Source organism: Pseudomonas sp. KCJK9058 (assembly GCF_046230975.1).
Classification (GTDB): Bacteria; Pseudomonadota; Gammaproteobacteria; order Pseudomonadales; family Pseudomonadaceae; genus Aquipseudomonas; species Aquipseudomonas alloputida.
Genome location: NZ_JBJJLR010000014.1, coordinates 41,775 through 60,729, shown reverse-complemented (window position 1 = coordinate 60,729; position 18,955 = coordinate 41,775). Strand labels below are relative to the sequence as shown.

At 62.5% G+C, this 18,955-nt stretch carries 21 protein-coding genes; 10 read left to right on the top strand and 11 right to left on the bottom strand.

Annotated elements, in window-relative coordinates; all coding sequences use genetic code 11:
• Positions 1 to 99: 99 nt before the first annotated feature.
• The 3 genes from ACK59Z_RS10555 to ACK59Z_RS10545 all read right to left on the bottom strand — a co-directional run bounded on the left by ACK59Z_RS10555 (position 100) and on the right by ACK59Z_RS10545 (position 2,244).
• Positions 100 to 1,005, bottom strand: coding sequence for an alpha/beta fold hydrolase (locus ACK59Z_RS10555; protein ID WP_108191291.1), 906 nt, complete (start codon positions 1,003 to 1,005; stop codon positions 100 to 102).
• A 176-nt stretch (positions 1,006 to 1,181) separates the two neighbouring features.
• On the bottom strand, positions 1,182 to 1,868 hold the full coding sequence (locus ACK59Z_RS10550) for an LrgB family protein (protein WP_003251661.1): 687 nt from the start codon (positions 1,866 to 1,868) through the stop codon (positions 1,182 to 1,184).
• Entirely contained in the window at positions 1,858 to 2,244 is a 387-nt protein-coding gene (locus ACK59Z_RS10545) for a CidA/LrgA family protein (RefSeq protein WP_003251660.1), read from the bottom strand. The genes ACK59Z_RS10550 and ACK59Z_RS10545 overlap by 11 nt, the downstream gene beginning before the upstream one ends.
• Before the next feature lie 97 nt (positions 2,245 to 2,341).
• Between ACK59Z_RS10545 and ACK59Z_RS10540 the strand changes: the two genes are divergently transcribed.
• Complete coding sequence (locus ACK59Z_RS10540; RefSeq protein ID WP_409292967.1) at positions 2,342 to 3,223, top strand: LysR family transcriptional regulator; 882 nt, start codon at positions 2,342 to 2,344, stop codon at positions 3,221 to 3,223.
• Positions 3,224 to 3,244: 21 nt separating this feature from the next.
• Here ACK59Z_RS10540 and ACK59Z_RS10535 read toward each other — a convergent pair whose 3' ends face one another.
• Positions 3,245 to 3,700 carry a flavodoxin gene (locus ACK59Z_RS10535; protein ID WP_003251656.1) on the bottom strand — a complete coding sequence of 152 codons (456 nt, stop codon included), beginning with the start codon at positions 3,698 to 3,700 and terminating at the stop codon, positions 3,245 to 3,247.
• A 115-nt stretch (positions 3,701 to 3,815) separates the two neighbouring features.
• Between ACK59Z_RS10535 and ACK59Z_RS10530 the strand changes: the two genes are divergently transcribed.
• Complete coding sequence (locus ACK59Z_RS10530) at positions 3,816 to 4,244, top strand: PAS sensor domain-containing protein (protein ID WP_003251655.1); 429 nt, start codon at positions 3,816 to 3,818, stop codon at positions 4,242 to 4,244.
• Between the two features lie 59 nt (positions 4,245 to 4,303).
• Positions 4,304 to 4,921: a hypothetical protein gene (locus tag ACK59Z_RS10525; RefSeq protein ID WP_108191293.1), complete on the top strand. Its 618-nt coding sequence runs from the start codon at positions 4,304 to 4,306 to the stop codon at positions 4,919 to 4,921.
• Here the strand turns inward: ACK59Z_RS10525 and ACK59Z_RS10520 are convergent.
• Positions 4,906 to 5,841, bottom strand: a complete 936-nt coding sequence (locus ACK59Z_RS10520) for a MerR family transcriptional regulator (RefSeq protein WP_108191316.1) — start codon at positions 5,839 to 5,841, stop codon at positions 4,906 to 4,908. The two genes, ACK59Z_RS10525 and ACK59Z_RS10520, sit on opposite strands and share 16 nt — an antisense overlap.
• Before the next feature lie 220 nt (positions 5,842 to 6,061).
• Between ACK59Z_RS10520 and ACK59Z_RS10515 the strand changes: the two genes are divergently transcribed.
• Genes ACK59Z_RS10515 through ACK59Z_RS10500 form a run of 4 tightly spaced genes read left to right on the top strand, consistent with a single transcriptional unit; the run spans position 6,062 to position 8,034 of the window.
• Positions 6,062 to 6,622: a hypothetical protein gene (locus ACK59Z_RS10515; protein ID WP_003251651.1), complete on the top strand. Its 561-nt coding sequence runs from the start codon at positions 6,062 to 6,064 to the stop codon at positions 6,620 to 6,622.
• A 33-nt stretch (positions 6,623 to 6,655) separates the two neighbouring features.
• Complete coding sequence (folM, locus tag ACK59Z_RS10510; RefSeq protein WP_010955293.1) at positions 6,656 to 7,393, top strand: dihydromonapterin reductase; 738 nt, start codon at positions 6,656 to 6,658, stop codon at positions 7,391 to 7,393.
• 9 nt (positions 7,394 to 7,402) lie between these two features.
• Positions 7,403 to 7,696, top strand: a complete 294-nt coding sequence (locus ACK59Z_RS10505; protein ID WP_003251648.1) for a DUF1244 domain-containing protein — start codon at positions 7,403 to 7,405, stop codon at positions 7,694 to 7,696.
• Positions 7,693 to 8,034: a HopJ type III effector protein gene (locus ACK59Z_RS10500; RefSeq protein WP_409292964.1), complete on the top strand. Its 342-nt coding sequence runs from the start codon at positions 7,693 to 7,695 to the stop codon at positions 8,032 to 8,034. The genes ACK59Z_RS10505 and ACK59Z_RS10500 overlap by 4 nt, the downstream gene beginning before the upstream one ends.
• 44 nt (positions 8,035 to 8,078) lie before the next feature.
• Here ACK59Z_RS10500 and ACK59Z_RS10495 read toward each other — a convergent pair whose 3' ends face one another.
• Entirely contained in the window at positions 8,079 to 8,987 is a 909-nt protein-coding gene (locus tag ACK59Z_RS10495) for an alpha/beta fold hydrolase (protein ID WP_087535449.1), read from the bottom strand.
• A gap of 143 nt (positions 8,988 to 9,130) precedes the next feature.
• On the bottom strand, positions 9,131 to 10,342 hold the full coding sequence (fabV, locus tag ACK59Z_RS10490) for an enoyl-ACP reductase FabV (RefSeq protein ID WP_003251642.1): 1,212 nt from the start codon (positions 10,340 to 10,342) through the stop codon (positions 9,131 to 9,133).
• 301 nt (positions 10,343 to 10,643) lie between these two features.
• On the opposite strand from fabV, the gene ACK59Z_RS10485 reads away from it, so the two are divergent.
• Positions 10,644 to 11,822 (top strand): acetyl-CoA C-acetyltransferase, encoded by a 1,179-nt coding sequence (locus ACK59Z_RS10485; RefSeq protein WP_409292962.1) that lies wholly within the window; start codon positions 10,644 to 10,646, stop codon positions 11,820 to 11,822.
• A gap of 585 nt (positions 11,823 to 12,407) precedes the next feature.
• On the opposite strand, the gene ACK59Z_RS10480 is transcribed toward ACK59Z_RS10485, so the two are convergent.
• Positions 12,408 to 13,232, bottom strand: coding sequence for a 5-methyltetrahydropteroyltriglutamate--homocysteine methyltransferase (locus ACK59Z_RS10480; protein WP_108191297.1), 825 nt, complete (start codon positions 13,230 to 13,232; stop codon positions 12,408 to 12,410).
• Between the two features lie 229 nt (positions 13,233 to 13,461).
• Here ACK59Z_RS10480 and ACK59Z_RS10475 point away from each other — a divergent pair, with 229 nt between their 5' ends.
• Entirely contained in the window at positions 13,462 to 14,949 is a 1,488-nt protein-coding gene (locus ACK59Z_RS10475) for a methylenetetrahydrofolate reductase C-terminal domain-containing protein (protein ID WP_108191298.1), read from the top strand.
• On the opposite strand, the gene yjiA is transcribed toward ACK59Z_RS10475, so the two are convergent.
• The 3 genes from yjiA to ACK59Z_RS10460 all read right to left on the bottom strand — a co-directional run bounded on the left by yjiA (position 14,909) and on the right by ACK59Z_RS10460 (position 18,245).
• A complete protein-coding gene (yjiA, locus tag ACK59Z_RS10470) occupies positions 14,909 to 15,886 on the bottom strand; it encodes a GTPase (protein WP_108191299.1) in 978 nt (325 codons plus the stop codon). The genes ACK59Z_RS10475 and yjiA overlap by 41 nt on opposite strands.
• A 77-nt stretch (positions 15,887 to 15,963) precedes the next feature.
• Entirely contained in the window at positions 15,964 to 16,161 is a 198-nt protein-coding gene (locus ACK59Z_RS10465) for a YbdD/YjiX family protein (protein ID WP_003251633.1), read from the bottom strand.
• 17 nt (positions 16,162 to 16,178) lie between these two features.
• Positions 16,179 to 18,245: a carbon starvation CstA family protein gene (locus ACK59Z_RS10460; protein WP_004577217.1), complete on the bottom strand. Its 2,067-nt coding sequence runs from the start codon at positions 18,243 to 18,245 to the stop codon at positions 16,179 to 16,181.
• 177 nt (positions 18,246 to 18,422) lie between these two features.
• On the opposite strand from ACK59Z_RS10460, the gene ACK59Z_RS10455 reads away from it, so the two are divergent.
• Positions 18,423 to 18,785, top strand: coding sequence for a PilZ domain-containing protein (locus ACK59Z_RS10455; RefSeq protein WP_108191317.1), 363 nt, complete (start codon positions 18,423 to 18,425; stop codon positions 18,783 to 18,785).
• Positions 18,786 to 18,955: the final 170 nt, after the last annotated feature.

The window sequence follows — 18,955 nt, the reverse complement described above, 5'->3', positions numbered from 1 at the left end:
AAATGCATCCTGGCCGTCAGGTGACCGTCAAGACTTTCAGCGCCGTTGAGATCGGGCGCCGCCCGGACGGCGCCCGACCTCATCGGCGCTGAAACCTCGTCATGACCACGCCACTTTCGGCGGGTAGAAGCTCAGCGGCTGCTCACGAAAGGCCAGGTAGTGGCGCAGCACCTGCACTGGCGCTTCGGTATGCGGGTAATGGCCAATGCCCAGTAACTGCACGGTGTCCGGCTCCGGTATCAGTTGCCGGTAGCGCTCAAGCATGTGCGCGCCGGAAAGCGGGTCGACCACGCCATTGATCAAGCGCAGCGGCACGCCTTTACGTTGCATCGCCCCGACCCAGCGTTCGCGGTGCAACCTGCGCTCCGGCATGTAGCCCACCAGCTTGTGCAGGATGCGCGTGCCCCGGTTGGCAGCGATCAGGCTCCAGAAATCATCCAGCGCGCTTTCACTGGGATGCGTGCAGGGGCCGTAGACCTGAATCACGTTGCGCACCAGGTCGTCACGCCCGAACGAGCGCCCGACCAGCCAGCCAAACCGGCTGAGCAGCAGCTTCTGGATCAGTAGCATGCGGCAGCTTTCGGGGAACAGCCCGCTGTTGAGGAACACGCAACTGGCAATGTCGGCACGCTGCTCATGGTGTCGCGCCAGCAGTTCCTGAGCCACGCTGCCGCCGTAGTCGTGGGCCAACAGGTGCACTGGCTGCGCGACCTGCAGATGGGCAAGCAATGCCTGCTGCAGGTCTGCTTGCTCCATCAGGCTGTAAGTGTGATCGACGGGCTTGTCCGAATCACCAAAGCCAAGCATGTCGCAAGCGATCACCCGGAAACGTTGGCTCAGAGGGCCCCACAGATAGTGCCAGTCCCAACTGGCGGTGGGGAAACCGTGTAACAGAAGCAGAGGCTCTCCTTGCCCTGCGGTCCAGTAGCGGATGCTCTGGCCCCGGAACATGAAACTCTGTGACCGGGTACGCCAGACGCACAATGGAATCTCGGCCATAGGCATCAGAAGGGTCCCGGTGTAGTGGTGTTGGCGGAATAGGGCAAGGCTGCGTTCATTGCATGTCACCTCGGCACTTACATGTGCTCTCTATGTCGAGGCAAAGTCTAGTCAGCAGCCTGTTGGCTGGAACTTGCGTTGCCAGCCAGCTTGATGACTGAGCGAGTCAGTTGCACGAACGGTCAGAGCAGCAAGGCCAACAACGGCGCCGCGAACAGGTTGAGCAGCCCGGTCAGGACCATCACCAGGCCGGCCACCGAGCCTTCCTCACGGCCCACTTCCTGCGCCCGGCTGACCCCGGCACCATGCGCGCCAACACCGAACAGCGCACCCCGTGCCAGCGGCGTGCGCAGCGGCAGCCAACGCAACAGCACACCGCCGAACATGGCACCGAGCACGCCGGTGAACATCACGAACACCGCGGTCAGTTCTGGCACCCCACCCAGGTCATGGGCCAGCGGCATGGCAAAGGGCGTGGTGATCGAGCGCGGCACCAGCGACAGGCTGGTTGCGCTGTCCAGCGCCAACAAGTGCGCCAGCCCCCAGGAGCTGGCGATCGAGGCACTGCTGCCGGCTACCATGCCCACCATCAGGGCCGGCCAATGGCGCGCCAGCATGGCCCGCTGCTGCCAGATCGGCACTGCGAAGGCTACGGTCACCGGGCCGAGCACGCCCATCAACCAGTGGGTGTTGCGCGCATACTCGGCATAGGCCGTATGCAGCGGCACGGCCACAGCCAGCAGCAACACCGGTACCAGGATCAACGGCGACAGCAGGTAGCGCTTGCTGCGCCGGTACAACCAACGGCTACCCAGGTAAGCCAGCAGGGTCAAGGCCAACCAGAACAGCGGCATGGGTTCAAGGCTCACGGCGCAGCCTCCAGCGGCACACCAGCTCCACGGTCATGGCGGTCACTACCATCACCATCAGCGTGCTCACGGCAATCACCAGCAAGATGCGCCAGCCCTCTTCACGGATCAATGCGCCATAGTCGAGCAGGCTCATCAGCGCCGGGATGAAGAACAACAGCATCTCAGCCATCAGCCAGCCGGCCCCCAATTGCAGCGTGGCCGGTTTGAGCACACCCGAAGCGAACAGTATCAACAGCAGTGCCAGGCCCATCACACCGCCGGGGATCGGCCAACCCAGCCAACTGGCAATCTGGCCACCGAGCAGGAACAGGGTACAGAGAACCGCCAGCTCGACGAGCAGGCGCAGGGCTTTTTTCAATGATGCAGGTTTCATGGCGGGGTTCCTCGACAGGCCCTCATTTTAAGATTTGGCTGCCTAGGCCAGAAGCGAATTGTTAGACTGCCTGCCATTCCAGAATGGAATCGAAGCAATGGAATTCAAACAACTGCGCAGCTTTATCGAAGTGGTCCACCGCGGCGGTTTTACCCAGGCGGCACAGACCCTGCACATCAGCCAGTCGGCCGTGAGCAAGCAGGTGGCCCAGCTTGAGCAAGATGTGGGCCAGCCGCTGCTGGAGCGCCAGGCGTCGCACCTGCACCTGACCGCTGCCGGGCGCATCGTGCTGGAGCGTGGCGAAGCCCTGCTGCGCCAGCGCCAGGCGCTGCTCAACGAGCTGGACGACCTCAGCCAGATGGAGCGTGGCGAACTACGCCTGGGCTTGCCGATGCTTGGCAGCGACACGTTGTTCGCCGGCTTGTTCGCCGAGTACCGGCGGCGCCATCCGAACATCGCCATCCAGCTGCTTGAAGGCGGCAGCCGCAACGTCGAACAGGCCGTCAGAAGTGGCGAACTGGAACTGGGCGGCTGCTTGACGCCCACCGACGAGGCATTCGACTACCAGCCCTTCTGCAACGAACCGCTGGATGCCTTGCTGCCGGCTGGCCATGCCCTGGCGGGCCTGGACGCCGTGGGCCTGAGGCAACTGGCCGATACACCGTTCCTGCTGTACCAGCGCAGTTTCGTGCTCAACGACCGGCTGCTGAAGGCGTGCCAGCAGCAGGGCTTCACCCCCAAGGAAGGCGGGCGCAGCGGCCAGGCGGATTTTTTGGCGGCGCTGGTGGCGGCGGGCCAGGGCGTGGTGATGCTGCCCCGGGTGGTGGCAAAAGCGCTGGAGCGCCCCGGGGTGGTGCGTGTGCCGTTGAATGCGCAGGAGGATTTGCGTTGGGATATCGCGTTTATCTGGCGACGCGGTGCCTACCTGTCACGGGCGGCGCAGGCGTGGTTGGCCTTGTTGCGCGCCCCCCATGGCTAACACGCCTGCGCAGGTGCCGGGTCAGGCGTTCAGTGCGCTCGCCAACTCAGCCAGCCAAGGCTCGGCATCCGCCTCCGGGGTCACCGTCTCGCTCGCATCCAGGCGCAGCATTGGCTGCACTTCGCGCACGCCCAGTTCGGCGAACAGCTCACGCATCTGCTCGCCACCCCCGCAATAGGTATCGCCATAACTGGAGTCGCCCAGCGCGATCACCGCACCAGGCAGGCCGCGCCAGGCCGCGGGCAGTGTGTCACGAAGTGTGCTGTACAGCGGCATGAGGTTGTCCGGCAACTCACCCATACCGGTGGTCGAGGTCACGGCCAACAAGGCGTCGGGGGCAAAACCCTGAAGATCCTGAAGGGTGGCACGCGCAGCATGCCAGGCCTCGAAACCCGCCGCCTTGAGTAGCGATTCAGCGTGACGGGCGACTTCTTCGGCGGTGCCATAGACCGAGCCGGAAATAATGGCGACTTTCATCGGGTAGAGGATTCCGAAACTGAGTGAAAACGTAGGATACTAGCATTCAACGCTGGCAAAAGGCCGCCGTTACCAAAGTCGCCATCTTCCGTTTTCCTTCACCTATGGCCCGGACATGATCAACGCGCAATTGCTGCAATCGATGGTCGATGCGTCCAATGACGGCATCGTGGTTGCCGAAAAGGAAGGCGACGACACTATCCTGATCTACGTGAACGCCGCTTTCGAATGCCTCACTGGCTACAGCCGTGACGAGATTCTCTATCAGGACTGCCGGTTCCTGCAGGCTGACGACCGTGACCAGCTTGGCCGCGCACGCATCCGCAAGGCCATGGCCGAGGGCCGCCCATGCCGCGAAGTACTGCGCAACTATCGCAAGGATGGCAGCGCCTTCTGGAACGAGCTGTCGATCACGCCGGTAAAGAGCGACTTCGACCAGCGCACCTACTTCATCGGCATCCAGAAGGACGTCAGCCGCCAGGTCGAACTGGAACGGGAGCTGGCGGAACTGCGCGCTCGTCCGAAACCCGACGAACGCGCCTGAACCAAGTCCGCCACGCACGGTCAATTCCGTTGAAGAAATCGCCACCACCGAGTTCGATCATGCAAGCAGACGCGCTCCTGACCCAGGACGAGCTGGATTTCATACAGAACATGCAGCATTCGCCACAACTGAACCTGGCTGACACCATGTCGAGCCTGCTGGTCAATGGCGACCGCCGCATTCAAAGCTTGCTTACGCGGTTGGTGGCTAACGAGCAGGTGACCTTGCAGGCCCAGTTCAACAACCAGCAGATCAGTTTCCCGCTGCAGCTGGTAGAGGACGAGTTCCACGCCCTGCACCTGCAGCTGGGTTCACCGGAAATCTACGAAGACGGCCCCATGCTGCGCCCATGGCGCTTGTCGCTGGACCAGCCGAGCGTTCTGCTCGACGCCCATGACAAGGCAAGCGGCCTGTGGGTGCGCGAGATTTCCTTCAAAGGCGTGCTGCTGGAAGTCCGTGATTTGCCAACGGCACCCGCCCGCTTCGAGCTGCGCTTCGCCCCGGGCGGCATCACCCCGATCGAACTGCATGGTGTGTTGGGCCGGCGCATCGGCACGGACCTGGCTGCCTACGACCTCGGCCCAAGCCCAGCCGAAGAAATCGAACGCCTGCGCGACTACATCCTCCAGGCCCACCGCCACGCCCACCCCGAGCTGCACACTCAAGTATCGAGCTGACGGGCCAGAAACTGCCGCAAGCGCTGGCGCATCACACTGCCCTGCGCGCCCAGGCAGGCTACAGGGCTGCCAGCCAGGCTGTCCTGTACCGCTTCCGCCGCCTCACCGGCCAGTAACAACGGGCATTCCAGCATCGACGCCAGGCGCTTGAGGTGCCGGGTGAGTTCTACTGTGGGCGACGGATGGGAAAACAGCACCAAGGCGTCCGGCTTCAGCCGTTCGCAGACCAGCGCAAGCTCTTGCAGCGGCTGCCCGTTCGCCAGCGGGATCACGCGTATTTCATCGCTACCCAGGATCAGACTGGTTACCAGTAACTCAAGCTCATGGCACTGCCCCGGCAATGGCGCCACCAGCACGGTGCGGCTACTCGGCACACGGGCCAGCTGCAAGCGGGCGAAAACCCGACCGCGCAGGAACTGATCATAGAACAGCCATTCGCTGGCCTGCCCATAACCGCCTTGCCGGACTACCATGTCATGCCACACCGGCATGAACACATTGGCGAAAACCTGGTCCAGGGTGCTGGCCGCGAACACCTCGTCATAAAGGCGATCCAGGCCCGCCACGTCGAAGTGCTGTACCGCCAGGCGAATCTGGTTTTGCCAGCGCGAGCAGGGGTCCACCGCGCCGCCAGCCTGCCCGGAGAGGGCATGGCCGCGAGCGAGAATGCTGCCCACCTTGCTGACCGCCACGCCACGCTCCAGCCAGCCGAGGATACGGCGGATTTCATCGATATCAGCCTGGGAATACAGGCGGTGACCACTGTCGGTACGGATGGGCTGGATCAGCCCATAACGGCGCTCCCAGGCGCGAAGGGTCACGGCGTTGACACCGGTCAAGCGTGACACTTCACGAATCGGAAACAGCTCCTGCTGCTCGAAACTCGCATCGATCACCGGTTTACGTCCCTGTTCGTTCATCTGCACGAAGTACCCTCAGTGCGAAAAAACTGAGCACATAGCTTACTACGACTGCGTCGGTCTGTTGATGCCAACGTTTGCCAGCTGATAGTTGCCGAAGATCGCAACTGCGCGATAATGCGTGCCCGATTCTTGCATGCATGACTGCGTCGCCCACCACCCCGGGCCACACAGCCAAAGGGGCCAGCTACCCGCCAGCCCCGTTGCCAGGAGATACACAATGTCTACCCCACCCGTCACCCTCATGGTGTCGCGTCGCGCCGCCCATGGCCGCTACCAGGACCTGCTGGCCTGGCTGCATGAAGGCGAACAGCTGGCCACCGACTTCCCTGGCTACCTCGGCTCGGGCATCCTCGCCCCGCCCCGGGATGGCGACGAATTTCAGATCATCTTCCGCTTCAGCGACGAGCCGACCCTGCATGCCTGGGAGCACTCCGCCTCGCGTCGCGCATGGTTACAACGCGGCAACGGTCTGTTCGAGCGCCCCAAAGAGGCGCGCGTTAGCGGTATCGACGACTGGTTCGGCACCAACAGGGTGCAAAAACCGCCACGCTGGAAGCAGGCCGTGGCCATCTGGCTGGCGTTTTTCCCAGTCTCGCTGGCCTTCAACCTGGTGTTCGGCCACTGGTTGACGGCACTCGACCTCGTGCCCCGGGTACTGCTCAGCACCCTGGCCCTGACGCCGGTGATGGTGTACCTGTTCATCCCGCTGTCCACCCGCCTGCTGGCCAGTTGGCTACAGGCCTCCCCGCCCGCTGCTGGCGCCTTGCGCAGCCGCTGAGGCCAGGCCATACAACAGGTAAACAGTTCGGGTATGCTGGGTGGCAATCAAAGGACAGACAAGTTGACCACCCCGAACATGAACAGCCCCATTCTCGTTACCGGAGCCAGCCAGCGTGTCGGGCTGGCACTGGCCCTCGAACTGGCACAGGCCGGCCATACGGTGGTCAGTGCCAGCCGCAGCATCCAGCCGCAGGCAGCCCACCCCAACATCGTGCAGTTTCAGGCCGACCTGTGCCAGGCGGGCGACCGCCAGGCGCTGATCGATCACCTGCACGATCGTTACGACGGACTGCGCGCCATCATCCACAACGCCTCGCTATGGCTCGACGACGGCCTCGACAACCTCGAGACCATGTTCCGCCTGCACGTCGAAGCGCCCTACCACCTCAACCTGGCCCTGGGCGACCTGCTGGCCAAGGTGGAAAAGGCCGACATCATCCACATCTGCGACGAAACCTCCTCGCGCGGCAGTAAAAGCCACATCGGCTACGCCGCCACCAAGGCCGCGCTGCAGAACATGGTGCTGTCATTCGCCGAAAAATATGCGCCCAAGGTGCGTGTGAACGGTATCCTGCCCGGGCTGCTGATCCTCAAGGAAGGGGGTGACGACGCCTACCGCCAGCAAACCCTGAAAAAGGCCCTGCTGGAGTTCGAACCCGGCGCCGGCCCGCTGATCGAGACCGTCAAGTACCTGCTCGCCAGCCAGTACAGCACCGGCAGCCAGGTGGTCATCAACGGTGGCCGCCACCTGAAGAACCGCATGACTTGAGAGAAGACCATGACCCCACAACAACAGCTCGAGCTCGAGGCCGCCGCGTTCCGGCGCCTGGTCGAACACCTGCAAAAGCGCACCGACGTACAGAACATCGACCTGATGAACCTGTCCGGTTTCTGCCGCAACTGCCTGTCCAAGTGGTACAAGGCCGCCGCTGATGAGCGTCAGCTGGACCTGAGCCTGGATGATGCCCGCGAAGCGGTGTACGGCATGCCCTACGCCGAGTGGAAAGCCCAATACCAGAAAGAAGCCAGCGCCGAACAACAAGCGGCGTTCGAAAAAGGAAAAACCTCGTGACAGACCTGAATACCCTGCGCGCAAGCCTGGCCAGCGGCCAACATGTATTTGCCGATACCTTGGCGTTCATTGCCGACAACTACAGCTACCAGCCGCAGGCCTTCAACAACGGCGGCGTAGAGAATGCAGCAGGGCAGAACGAAGGTTCGTGCAAAACCCTGGGCCTGGCCTTGCTTGAAGGGCTGAGCGACCAGGAAGCGCTGCTGGCCTTCGGCGAGCACTACCGTGATGTGGTGGCCACGCCTGAGGGCAGCGACCATGGCAACATCCGTGCACTGATCGAACACGGACTGGCGGGCGTGAAGTTTGCTGCGCAGCCGCTTGCGCGCAAGGCTTGAGATAGCCGGGGCCGCTTTGCGGCCCCACGATCCCGCGCCCACCCTCAATCCATGATGGTGCCAGGCCCCCCGCCTTCCAGCCTCCCCTGCCGCAACCACTGCAAGGCCACCGGCCACAGGCTTTCGCGAAACCGGTCATGGAAAAACGCGAAATGGCCAATTTCCTCGGCCGAGATATCCACAGGTGCAATGCGCAGGTGCTTTCGCTCGGCACCCTGTAGATAACCCAACAAACGCTCGGTCGCCGCCACGGTCCCGAAAGGGTCGTCAGTCAGACTGATGGCCAGCGTCGTCGCACGCACCTGGGCGAACGGTAGCGCCGCCAACGCCCGCCCGCTGGGGCGGTGCTCATAACGTGGGGTACGCGTGGTCCAGTCGTGCACCACGCCGGATGGCGTGTCTTCCAGCCAACCCAGGCGCTTGCCGGGAAAGTAGCCGAATACCCGGGTCAACAGCGGCATGACCACATGCCACTTGCCGAACAGCTGCCAGCGCTGGTTGGCCGCGTAGTCGCGCCAGTAGGCGAACTGCGCGCCAACCATCACGACCCGACGGATCTGGCCAGCCGACGGTGCCAGGCCTACTGCACAACCGCCGAAACTGTGCCCCACCACGTCCACCGGCTGATCTGGGAAATGCGCTGCCGCATGCGCCAGCATGGCTTCAAAATCCAGCCGGCCCCAGTCGCTCCAGGAGGCCTGGAAACCACGCAGCGACGCCGGCCGGGATTCGCCGATGCCACGGTAGTCGTAGGTCAGCACATCGCAGCCGTGGGCGAACAGGTAGTCGGCAAAGCGGGCGTAATAGCGGCAGCGTACCGACGTGGCAGCGTTGATGATCACCAGCGGGCGCTGGGGGTCAGGTTGGGCGTGGCGCCAGCAGAAGCCGCCGAGGCTGTATCCGTCGGCCGCGGGGTGGCGAAATGGGGTAGCGGGTTGGATGAGGCTACTCATGGCGCATTTCCTGTTGTTGTGCGCCAAAACTAGCAAAGATTTTGTAGCTTGTACTGGCCTCTTCGCGGGTGAACCCGCTCCTACAGGGGGAGAACCTGTGGGAGCGGGCTTGCCCGCGAAGAGGCCGGTACAGGCTTACCCGATTACAGCTCGACGCAGTCGAACTTCACATCGGTGGCCACGTCTTCGTCGTAGTTGACGTCAGCGCGCTCGAAGCCGAACAGGTTGAGGAACTGCTTCTTGTAACCGGCGTAGTCAGTCAGCTCGAACAGGTTCTCGGTGGTCACCTGTGGCCACAGGGCCTTGCAGGCGTTTTGCACGTCGTCACGCAGTTCCCAGTCGTCCAGGCGCAGGCGCCCCTTCTCGTCGACCTCTGCCGGCGCACCGTCGGTGCGGTACATACGGTCGCGGTACATGCGGTCGAGCTGGTCCTGGGTGCCTTCGTGAACACCTTTCTCCTGCATGATCTTGAAGACCATCGACAGGTACAGTGGCATCACCGGGATGGCCGAGCTGGCTTGGGTAACCACAGACTTGAGCACCGCCACATTGGCGCCGCCTTTCACTTCACCGGCCAGCTTCTGGTTCAGACGCAGGGCAGTTTCGTCCAGGTCCTGCTTGGCCTGGCCCAGTGCACCGTGCCAGTAGATCGGCCAGGTGATATCGCTGCCGATATAGCTGAAGGCCACGGTGCGAGCGCCTTCGGCAAGTACATTGGCGCCAGCCAGCGCATCGATCCACAGCTGCCAGTCCTGGCCACCCATGACGGTGACGGTGTCGGCAATTTCCTGCTCGGTGGCCGGCTCGATGCTGGCCTCGATGATGGTGTCCTTGTTGGTGTCGATGGCGGTCGACTTGTATGGCTGGCCGATCGGCTTGAGTGCCGAGCGAATGACTTCACCGGTCTGCGGCAGCTTGCGCACGGGCGAAGCCAGCGAGTAGATGACCAGGTCGACCTTGCCACCCATTTCGTTCTTGATCAGCTCGATGACCTTGGCGCGGGCTTCGTCAGAGAAGGCGTCACCATTGATCGACTTGCTGTACAGGCCCTCGGCCTTGGCGAACTTGTCGAAGGCGGCAGCGTTGTACCAGCCAGCAGTGCCGGCCTTGGTCTCGGTGCCTGGTTTTTCGAAGAACACGCCCAGGGTGTCGGCCTTGAAGCCGAAGGCCGCCGTGATGCGGGCAGCCAGGCCGTAGCCGCTGGAAGCACCGATGACCAGGACCTTCTTCGGGCCATCCTCGCGTACGCCCAGCTTGCGGGTGGCTTCGATCTGGTCACGGACGTTGAGCTCGCAGCCCTTCGGATGAGTCGTGGTGCAGATGAAACCGCGAACCTTAGGATGAATGATGGCCAATGTCTGTACCTCGTCAGGTTTATGCCAGGAAAGCGCCGCTTGGGGCGATTCCGATTGATCAGAGGGTGAGACTACCCCCGCAGGTTATCCGACACATATTACGGGGTGATCAGAGGGATGCAAAACCAGAGTTCTTCTGTGCAGGAGGGTCATGGCTGCTTGAAACCCAGATTGGCGGGTTAGAACGCCGGGCACCCATTGATTTGCTTTTCACATCAATCCGAAAGAAAAACAAACTTAACAAATAAGCCAAACCCGCCGATGCTGGCGGCACTACGCCCATTGCACGGAGAACAACAACATGAACGACGTGGTGATCGTCGCCGCAACCCGCACCGCCATCGGCAGCTTCCAGGGCGCCTTGGCCACTGTGCCTGCGGTCGACCTCGGCGCCGCCGTGATCAAGCATCTGCTCAAACAAACCGGGCTGGACCCGGCACAGGTCGACGAAGTCATCCTCGGCCAAGTGCTCACTGCCGGTGCCGGTCAGAACCCGGCACGCCAGGCAGCTATCAAGGCTGGCCTGCCCTTCAGCGTACCGGCCCTGACCCTGAACAAGGTCTGCGGCTCGGGCCTCAAGGCCCTGCACCTGGCCGCCCAGGCGATCCGCTGCGGCGATGCCGAGGTGGTGATTGCCGGTGGCCAGGAGAACATGAGCCTTGCCCCCTACGTGATGCCCTCGGCCCGCACCGGCCAACGCATGGGCCATGGCCAACTGATCGACAGCATGATCACGGACGGCCTGTGGGATGCCTTCAATGACTACCACATGGGCATCACTGCCGAAAACCTGGTGGACAAGTATGGCCTCAGCCGTGAGCAGCAGGATGCCTTCGCTGCCGAATCGCAGCGCAAGGCAGTGGCAGCGATCGAGGCTGGCCGTTTCGACGCTGAAATCACCCCCATCGTGCTGCCGCAGAAAAAGGGCGAGCCCAAGGTTTTTGCCCGTGACGAGCAACCACGCCCGGACACCACCGCCGAGTCCCTGGCCAAACTGCGCCCGGCCTTCAAGAAGGACGGCAGCGTCACCGCAGGCAATGCCTCCAGCCTGAACGACGGCGCCGCCGCCGTGCTTTTGATGAGCGCAGCGAAGGCCAAGGCGTTGGGCCTGCCGGTGCTGGCGAAGATCGCGGCCTATGCCAGTGCCGGGGTAGACCCCGCGATCATGGGTATTGGTCCGGTTTCGGCGACCCAGCGTTGCCTGGACAAGGCCGGTTGGCAACTGGCCGAACTGGACCTGATCGAAGCCAACGAGGCCTTTGCCGCCCAGGCGCTGGCCGTGGGCAATGCGCTGGCATGGGATGCCGCGCGGGTTAACGTCAATGGAGGGGCGATTGCCCTGGGCCACCCGATTGGTGCTTCCGGGTGCAGGGTGCTGGTGACCCTGCTGCACGAGATGATCAAACGGGATGCCAAAAAAGGCCTGGCGACCTTGTGCATTGGTGGTGGGCAAGGGGTGGCGCTGGCCATCGAACGCTGATTGATTCAAGCAGGCCCGGCCTCTTCGCGGGGAAACCCGCGCCTACACTGATCGGTGACGGACACACATCGGTGATCGGGCGCAGGCCGTCGTAGGAGCGGGTTTACCCGCGAAAAGGCCGGGCCTGCTGGCCAATTTCCACCCGCTGTTCTATGTCGCAGCCACCATCGTATTCGCGGGTAAAACCGCTCCTACACTGATCGGTGACGAACACACATCGGTGATCGGGCGCAGGCCGTTGTAGGAGCGGGTTTACCCGCGAAAGGGCCGGGCCTGCTGGCCAGTTTCCACCAGCCGTTCACCGTTGCAGCCGCCATCGTATTCGCGGGTAAACCCGCTCCTACACTGATCGGTGACGGACACACATCGGTGATCGGGCGCAGGCCGTCGTAGGAGCGGGTTTACCCGCGAAAAGGCCGGGCCTGCTGGCCAATTTCCACCCGCTGTTCTATGTCGCAGCCACCATCGTATTCGCGGGTAAACCCGCTCCTACACTGATCGGTGACGAACACACATCGGTGATCGGGCGCAGGCCGTTGTAGGAGCGGGTTTACCCGCGAAGAGGCCGGCACAGGCAGCATCTGATCAAGCCGCGGCTCGGGCCTGCTCCAGCGAAGCGGCCAGCACCGCCACTTCCTGGCACTTCTGCACGGCCAGGTCCACTGGGCTTTCCAGCAACGAACAGGCCGGCGCCAACCACAGCCGCTCACCCAGGCGTTCATGGGCCTCGTGCAGCAGCCCCAGGGTCTTGCCCAGATCACAAGGCGAGGCGTTGCGACCATCGACCAGGCCCAGCGACAGTACCTTGTAGGCCGGCAGGCGGTCGAGAATGCTCTGGTACTGCTCGGGGGCCTGGACCAGATCGACGTGCAGGCCATCAACCGGCAGGTTGGCGGCCAGGCCGAGGTTGCCTTCCAGGCCACCGAAGTACGTGGCGATCAGCTTCTTCAACGGTGCGCGCTGAAGGATGTTGTAGACACGTTCATAGGCATTTTTCCAATCCTGGGGCAGGTCCTGGGCGAGGATGGGTTCATCGATCTGCACCCATTCAACGCCATGGTCGGCCAGGCGGTTGAGGAGCTGGTCATACACGGGCAGCAGGCGGTCAAGCAGCTCCAGCTTGTCGAAGTCACCGCCCAGGGTCTGGCCCTGCCACAGGTAGGTCAAGGGGCCGATCACCACCGGCTTGACTGCAAGGCCCAGGGCCTTGGCGTGCTCCACTTCTTCGAACAGTGGTTCCCAGTTCAGAACCAACGGCTGATCGCCTGCGCTAAGCACGTGGCTGTCCCAGGCGAAGTCGCCGACCGGCACCAGCTCGATGCCGGCGTCTTTCTGCACCTGCCAGTGGCGGGCACGCAGCTCGCGGTCACGGCCGATGTGTGGAAAGCCCAGGTTATGTGCCAGTGCCATGTCTTGTCCCTTCAGCATGCTTGAATGAATAAGGGGGATTCTCCGGCTGACGGGGTATTGAGACAAACTCATTAAATTTGAGATGAACCCAAGAAATCTTCATGATCATGCTGTCATGGTCTTCGCGCCCCCATGTCTCATTCAGATCACCATCCTGCGCATCCGGACATGACCCGGCTCGCCTTCTGCCGCACAATGCCACCCTGACCACACCAGGTGCCCGGCCAACATGAGCCTGCTGAAAACCGCCCTGCGCGAACAGAACTTCGTCTGTGTCATGGAGTTCGTCCCCAAGCCTTCCGCAGAACGCTTTGCCGCCATGGAAGCGATCATGGCCCGTGCGCACCTGTGCGGCTGGCCGATGACCGTGGCCATCGGTGATCGTGTCGGCAGCCCGCTGGACATGTCACCGCTGGACGCCCTCGCCTCGTTCAGCAACCCGGTGCCTGCCCTGCCGCATTTTTCAGGCAAGGATCGCGAACGCCACCACCTGCTCGCCCAACTGCAGCGCATGGACGCCGCCGGCCTCGACCAGCTGTTACTGCTGACTGGCGACCGCCTGCCCGGCCATGAACCTGGCCAGCGCCCAGTGCGTTATCTGGAATCGGTCGCCGCCCTGCAGATTGCTCGCCAGGCCTGCCCGCACTGGCTGCTGGGCGCGGCGCTGAACCCGTTCAAGTACCACGAGGAAGAAGGCGGCGCCCAGTACTTCAAGGCTGAGAAAAAGCTGGCGGCGGGGGCTGACTTCCTCACCTTGCAGCTGGGCTTCGATGCCGCCAAGCATCAGGAAGCCATACACTGGATGCGCCGTCAGGCCTCACCCAAGCCCATGCTGGCCTGCCTTATGAGCCTCACCCACGGGCGCGCGGCGATGCTCGACCACGTGGCCGGCGTGACTGTCACGCCCTCCATGCGCGACATGCTCGAAGCGGAAACGGCGCAGTCCAAGGCCTTTGCCCAGGCGCGCAGTGTTGACCGCCTGGCCTTGCAGATCATCGGTACAAAGCTGATGGGTTACGCCGGTGTGCACCTGTCAGGGGTTCACACACTCGAACAGTTGCTGGCCCTTGAGACCCGTATCGAGCACTGGCAATCCCAGGTTCAGTCCCTGGAGCAATGGACACCGGCCTGGCACGCCAGCTGGCAGATGCCCGGCCTGCCAGCGGTAACCTTCCATCCGCCACAGGCGGGCTGGCGCCTGGGCGAGTCACGGGTCGATGCCTCATTCAAGGAAAAAGCCCGCTATCACCTGATGCATGGCATGCATTCACTGCTGTTCAGCCGGCGCAACAGCCTGAGCAAGGCCTTCGGCTGGGCAGTGCGCCAGCCTATGTGGGCAACACGCGCTGGCGCACACGTGCTGCACACGCTGGAGCGCAGTGTGAAGCGCCCGCTGGTGGGTTGCGACACCTGCGGCCGTTGCCGCCTGGAAGACACCTTGTATATCTGCCCGGAAACTTGCCCTAAAGGCCTGGCCAATGGCCCTTGCGGCGGAACCGCCCTGAACCGCTGCGAGTTCGGCGACCGCGAGTGCATCCACAGCGTCAAGTACCGCACCGCCAAAGCCGTGCGGCAAACTGCTGTGCTGACCGAACGCCTGATCCCGTGCATCGAGGTCGAAACCCGCCACCGCAGCTCATGGCCGCAGTGGTTCGCGGGGCAGGCGCCGCAGCGGCTCAGCCCTCAGCCATTGCCTCGAAGCCAGCCCGAATCGTAGCTTCGGGCAGTTCGTCGGCAATGAACACCATCACGCTCTCGCGCGCTTCGCCTGCGGCCCACTCGGCGTCCCAGTCGAAGCCATACAGCTTGAGCACGCCCTGAAACACCAGCTTGCGTTCCTCGCCGGCAATGTTCAGCACGCCCTTGTAGCGCAGCAGCTGTTTGCCGTGGGTTTCCAGCAGCTCGTTCATGAAGCTGCTGAGGCGGTCGATATCCAGCGGGGTTTCGGTACGCAGTACCATCGTGGAGATACGGTCCGGGGTGGCAGGCTTGAGCACGGGTTGCAACATCGGTTTCAGGTTCACCCCAAGGTCGGGGTTGAGGTTGAAACCGCGCACATCCAGTAGTTCAGCCAGGTCGATGCAGCCGTGTTCGACCACACGGATCGCCGCCCTGCTATTGATGCGGGCCAGGCGTTGGCGCAGGGCTTCAACCGCAGTTGGCTCGACCAGGTCGGTCTTGCTCAGCAGCAGACGATCGGCAAAGCCGACCTGGGCCTGAGCGATGGTCTGGGTCAGGTGCAGTTCGGCATGCGCGGCATCGACAAGGGTGATGATGCCGTCGAGGATGTAGCGCTCACGCAGCTCCTCGTCGATGAAGAACGTTTGCGCTACCGGCGCCGGGTCGGCCAGGCCGGTGCATTCGATCACCAGGCGATCGAAGGCGATTTCCCCTGCATCCAGGCGTTCAAGCAGCAGGTAAAGCGCGCGAGTCAGGTCGCCATGGATGCTGCAGCATACACAACCGTTGGCCAAGGTCATGACTTGCACCGGCTGGTCACCCAGCAGTTGGCTGTCGATGCCGGCCTCGCTGAATTCATTTTCGATCACGGCGAGCTTCAGGCCATGCTCGACCTTGAGCATGTGCCTGAGCAAGGTGGTCTTGCCGGCACCGAGGAAGCCCGTGAGGACGGTTACGGGAATGGGCGTCTGCACGCAAAATACTCCTGAATCTGAAAATGACTGTGGGAGCCGGTTACCCAGGCTCCCACAGGTTTACACGTACCGCAGGCTCAACAGCACTTGGGCCCGGACTTGCCACCGTAGCGTGCTTCCTGGCGTTCGCGGAAGAACGCCTCGTAGCTCATCACCGGCTTGTCCGGATGCGTTTTCTGCATGTGTTCGACATAGTTGTCGTAGTCGGGCATGCCGACCATCAGGCGGGCTGCCTGCCCCAGGTATTTGCCCAGTCGACCCAAGTCGTTGAACATGATTGCAGTCCTCTCGATTACGCGTCAGGCAACGCCTGGAACGGGGTTTCCTTGTCGCTGCGTTCTTTGCGGCCCAAGGCGGCGTAGCCGACCTTGATGGCGAAGAACAGAATGCTGAAGACCACCAGCAGGAACAAGATCGTCAGGCCCGCGTTGGTGTAGGCGTTGAAGATCACGTGCTGCATCTGCCCAATGTCCTTGGCCGGGGCCAGTACCTGGCCGGCGTCCAGCGCAGTGCTGTACTTCTTGGCCAGGGCCAGGAAGCCGACAGCCGGGTTGGGGTCGAACAGCTTGATCAGGCCTGCAGCCGTGGTGCAGATCAGCAGCCATACGGCCGGCAGCAGGGTGACCCAGATGTAGCGCTGACGCTTCATCTTGATCAGCACCACAGTACCGAGCATCAAGGCGATACCGGCCAGCATCTGGTTGGAGATACCAAACAGCGGCCACAGGGTGTTGATGCCACCCAGCGGGTCGATGACGCCCTGGTACAGCAGATAGCCCCAGAGTGCCACGCAGCCAGCAGTGGCAAGCAGGTTGGCCCCCCACGATTCAGTGCGTTTGAGTGCAGGCACGAAGCTGCCCAGCAGGTCCTGCAACATGAAGCGCCCGGCACGGGTACCAGCGTCTACCGCAGTGAGGATGAACAGCGCCTCGAACAAGATTGCGAAGTGGTACCAGAAGGCCATGGTGTTCTCACCTGGCAACACCTGGTGCAGGATCTGCGCGATACCGACCGCCAGGGTTGGCGCACCGCCGGCACGGGCCAGAATGGTGTGCTCGCCGATGTCACGGGCAACGGCTTCGAGCTGCTCGGGTGTAATCAGGAAGCCCCAACTGCTGACGGTCTGCGCCACCGACGCGACATCGGTACCGACCACTGCAGCCGGGCTGTTCATGGCGAAGTACACGCCCGGTTCGATCACCGAGGCCGCAACCATGGCCATGATGGCGACGAACGATTCCATCAGCATGCCGCCGTAGCCGATATAGCGGGCGTTGGTTTCGTTATCCAGCAGCTTGGGGGTGGTCCCCGAGGAAATCAGCGCGTGGAAGCCGGACACCGCACCACAGGCAATGGTGATGAACAGGAACGGGAACAGGGTACCCTTCCACACCGGGCCCGTACCGTCGGTGAACTGGGTCAGCGCCGGCATTTTCAGCTCGGGAGCGATGATCAGGATACCGATGGCCAGGCCAAGGATCGTGCCGATCTTGAGGAAGGTCGACAGGTAGTCACGCGGCGCCAGCACCAGCCACACTGGCAGCACGGCGGCGACAAAACCGTAGCCCACCAGCATCCAGGTGATCTGCACGCCGGTGAACGTGAACGCCGGGCCCCACACCGGGTCCGCAGCGATCACGCCCCCCAGCCAGATCGAGGCCAGCAGCAGTACCACGCCAACGACCGAGATTTCGCCAATACGGCCCGGACGGATGTAGCGCATGTAGATGCCCATGAACATCGCGATCGGGATGGTCGCCATCACCGTGAACATGCCCCATGGGCTTTCGGCCAGGGCCTTGACCACGATCAGTGCCAGCACCGCGAGGATGATGATCATGATCAGGAAGCAGCCAAACAGGGCGATGGTGCCCGGGATTCTGCCCATTTCCTCGCGCACCATGTCGCCCAGCGAGCGCCCATTGCGGCGGGTAGACAGGAACAGGACCATGAAGTCCTGCACCGCACCGGCCAGCACCACGCCGGCAATCAGCCACAGCGTGCCGGGCAGGTAACCCATTTGCGCGGCGAGCACCGGACCCACCAGTGGGCCAGCGCCGGCGATGGCGGCGAAGTGGTGACCGAAAAGAATGTGTTTGTTGGTCGGGACGTAGTCCAGGCCATCATTGTTGAGCACCGCCGGGGTGGCACGGCGCGGGTCGAGTTGCATCACCTTGGTGGCGATGAACAGGCTGTAGTAACGATAGGCGACCAGGTAGATGGCCACTGCCGCGACCACGATCCACAAGGCGTTGATCGCCTCGCCGCGCCGCAGGGCAACCACACCCAGTGCGCAGGCACCTATGACTGCCAGCGCCAGCCACGGAATATGGCGTAGCAGGCTATTATTGTTGTTCATGGTTAGCTTCCAGCTGGTGGATTGGAAAGACCGCCCACCGAGTCTAGGGCCAGTCAAGCGGCATTGCCACACTTGCTTTGTTCTAGAGCCTCTGCGGCCTGATTGCAGTACCTGATGCACATGCAACTCTAACTATAGTCAGGATGACACCTGATGACCTATTCGAGGATCCAAGCCATGAGCGATCATGACGAACGCCGCCGCTTTCAACGCATCGACTTCGATGCCCCCATCGAGCTGCGCCAGGGGCTGAAACGCTGGCCTGCAAAACTGCTGGACCTTTCACTCAAAGGCTTGCTGATCGAACGCCCCGCAGGCTGGGATGCCGACCTGACCCAGGACTTCGACGCCATCATCGACCTGGACGAGGATGTCCGTGTGCAGATGCAGGTCGAACTGCGCCACGAAGAACCCGACCGCCTGGGCTTCATCTGCCTGTACATCGACCTCGACTCGATGAGCCATTTGCACCGTCTTGTGGAATTGAACGTGGCTGACAGCACCGAAATGATGCGTGAGCTGCGCGAACTCATCGAATAATAAAATCTCTTAGCTAGCTAATAGCCTTCCCGCCTGGTGTTTCTTGTCTACCCAGACAGCTTTAAGCCTGGGTAGCGTTGCTTTGTACACACCCTTCTAATACAGCTTCTGCCAAGTTGGTACGCCTTCTGCATTGGGTTTTAACACACCCTGCAGCCGGATCTGTTCGC

Coding starts and splice junctions, on each gene's coding strand:
- ACK59Z_RS10475 (WP_108191298.1), top strand. CDS start 13,462: ATGAGCCTGCTGAAAACCGCCCTGCGCGAACAGAACTTCGTCTGTGTC.
- ACK59Z_RS10535 (WP_003251656.1), bottom strand. CDS start 3,700: ATGAAAGTCGCCATTATTTCCGGCTCGGTCTATGGCACCGCCGAAGAA.
- ACK59Z_RS10515 (WP_003251651.1), top strand. CDS start 6,062: ATGTCTACCCCACCCGTCACCCTCATGGTGTCGCGTCGCGCCGCCCAT.
- ACK59Z_RS10530 (WP_003251655.1), top strand. CDS start 3,816: ATGATCAACGCGCAATTGCTGCAATCGATGGTCGATGCGTCCAATGAC.
- ACK59Z_RS10525 (WP_108191293.1), top strand. CDS start 4,304: ATGCAAGCAGACGCGCTCCTGACCCAGGACGAGCTGGATTTCATACAG.
- ACK59Z_RS10465 (WP_003251633.1), bottom strand. CDS start 16,161: ATGTTCAACGACTTGGGTCGACTGGGCAAATACCTGGGGCAGGCAGCC.
- ACK59Z_RS10545 (WP_003251660.1), bottom strand. CDS start 2,244: ATGAAACCTGCATCATTGAAAAAAGCCCTGCGCCTGCTCGTCGAGCTG.
- ACK59Z_RS10555 (WP_108191291.1), bottom strand. CDS start 1,005: ATGCCTATGGCCGAGATTCCATTGTGCGTCTGGCGTACCCGGTCACAG.
- ACK59Z_RS10460 (WP_004577217.1), bottom strand. CDS start 18,245: ATGAACAACAATAATAGCCTGCTACGCCATATTCCGTGGCTGGCGCTG.
- folM (WP_010955293.1), top strand. CDS start 6,656: ATGCTGGGTGGCAATCAAAGGACAGACAAGTTGACCACCCCGAACATG.
- ACK59Z_RS10495 (WP_087535449.1), bottom strand. CDS start 8,987: ATGAGTAGCCTCATCCAACCCGCTACCCCATTTCGCCACCCCGCGGCC.
- ACK59Z_RS10540 (WP_409292967.1), top strand. CDS start 2,342: ATGGAATTCAAACAACTGCGCAGCTTTATCGAAGTGGTCCACCGCGGC.
- ACK59Z_RS10480 (WP_108191297.1), bottom strand. CDS start 13,232: ATGGCACTGGCACATAACCTGGGCTTTCCACACATCGGCCGTGACCGC.
- ACK59Z_RS10505 (WP_003251648.1), top strand. CDS start 7,403: ATGACCCCACAACAACAGCTCGAGCTCGAGGCCGCCGCGTTCCGGCGC.
- ACK59Z_RS10485 (WP_409292962.1), top strand. CDS start 10,644: ATGAACGACGTGGTGATCGTCGCCGCAACCCGCACCGCCATCGGCAGC.
- ACK59Z_RS10455 (WP_108191317.1), top strand. CDS start 18,423: ATGAGCGATCATGACGAACGCCGCCGCTTTCAACGCATCGACTTCGAT.
- ACK59Z_RS10520 (WP_108191316.1), bottom strand. CDS start 5,841: ATGAACGAACAGGGACGTAAACCGGTGATCGATGCGAGTTTCGAGCAG.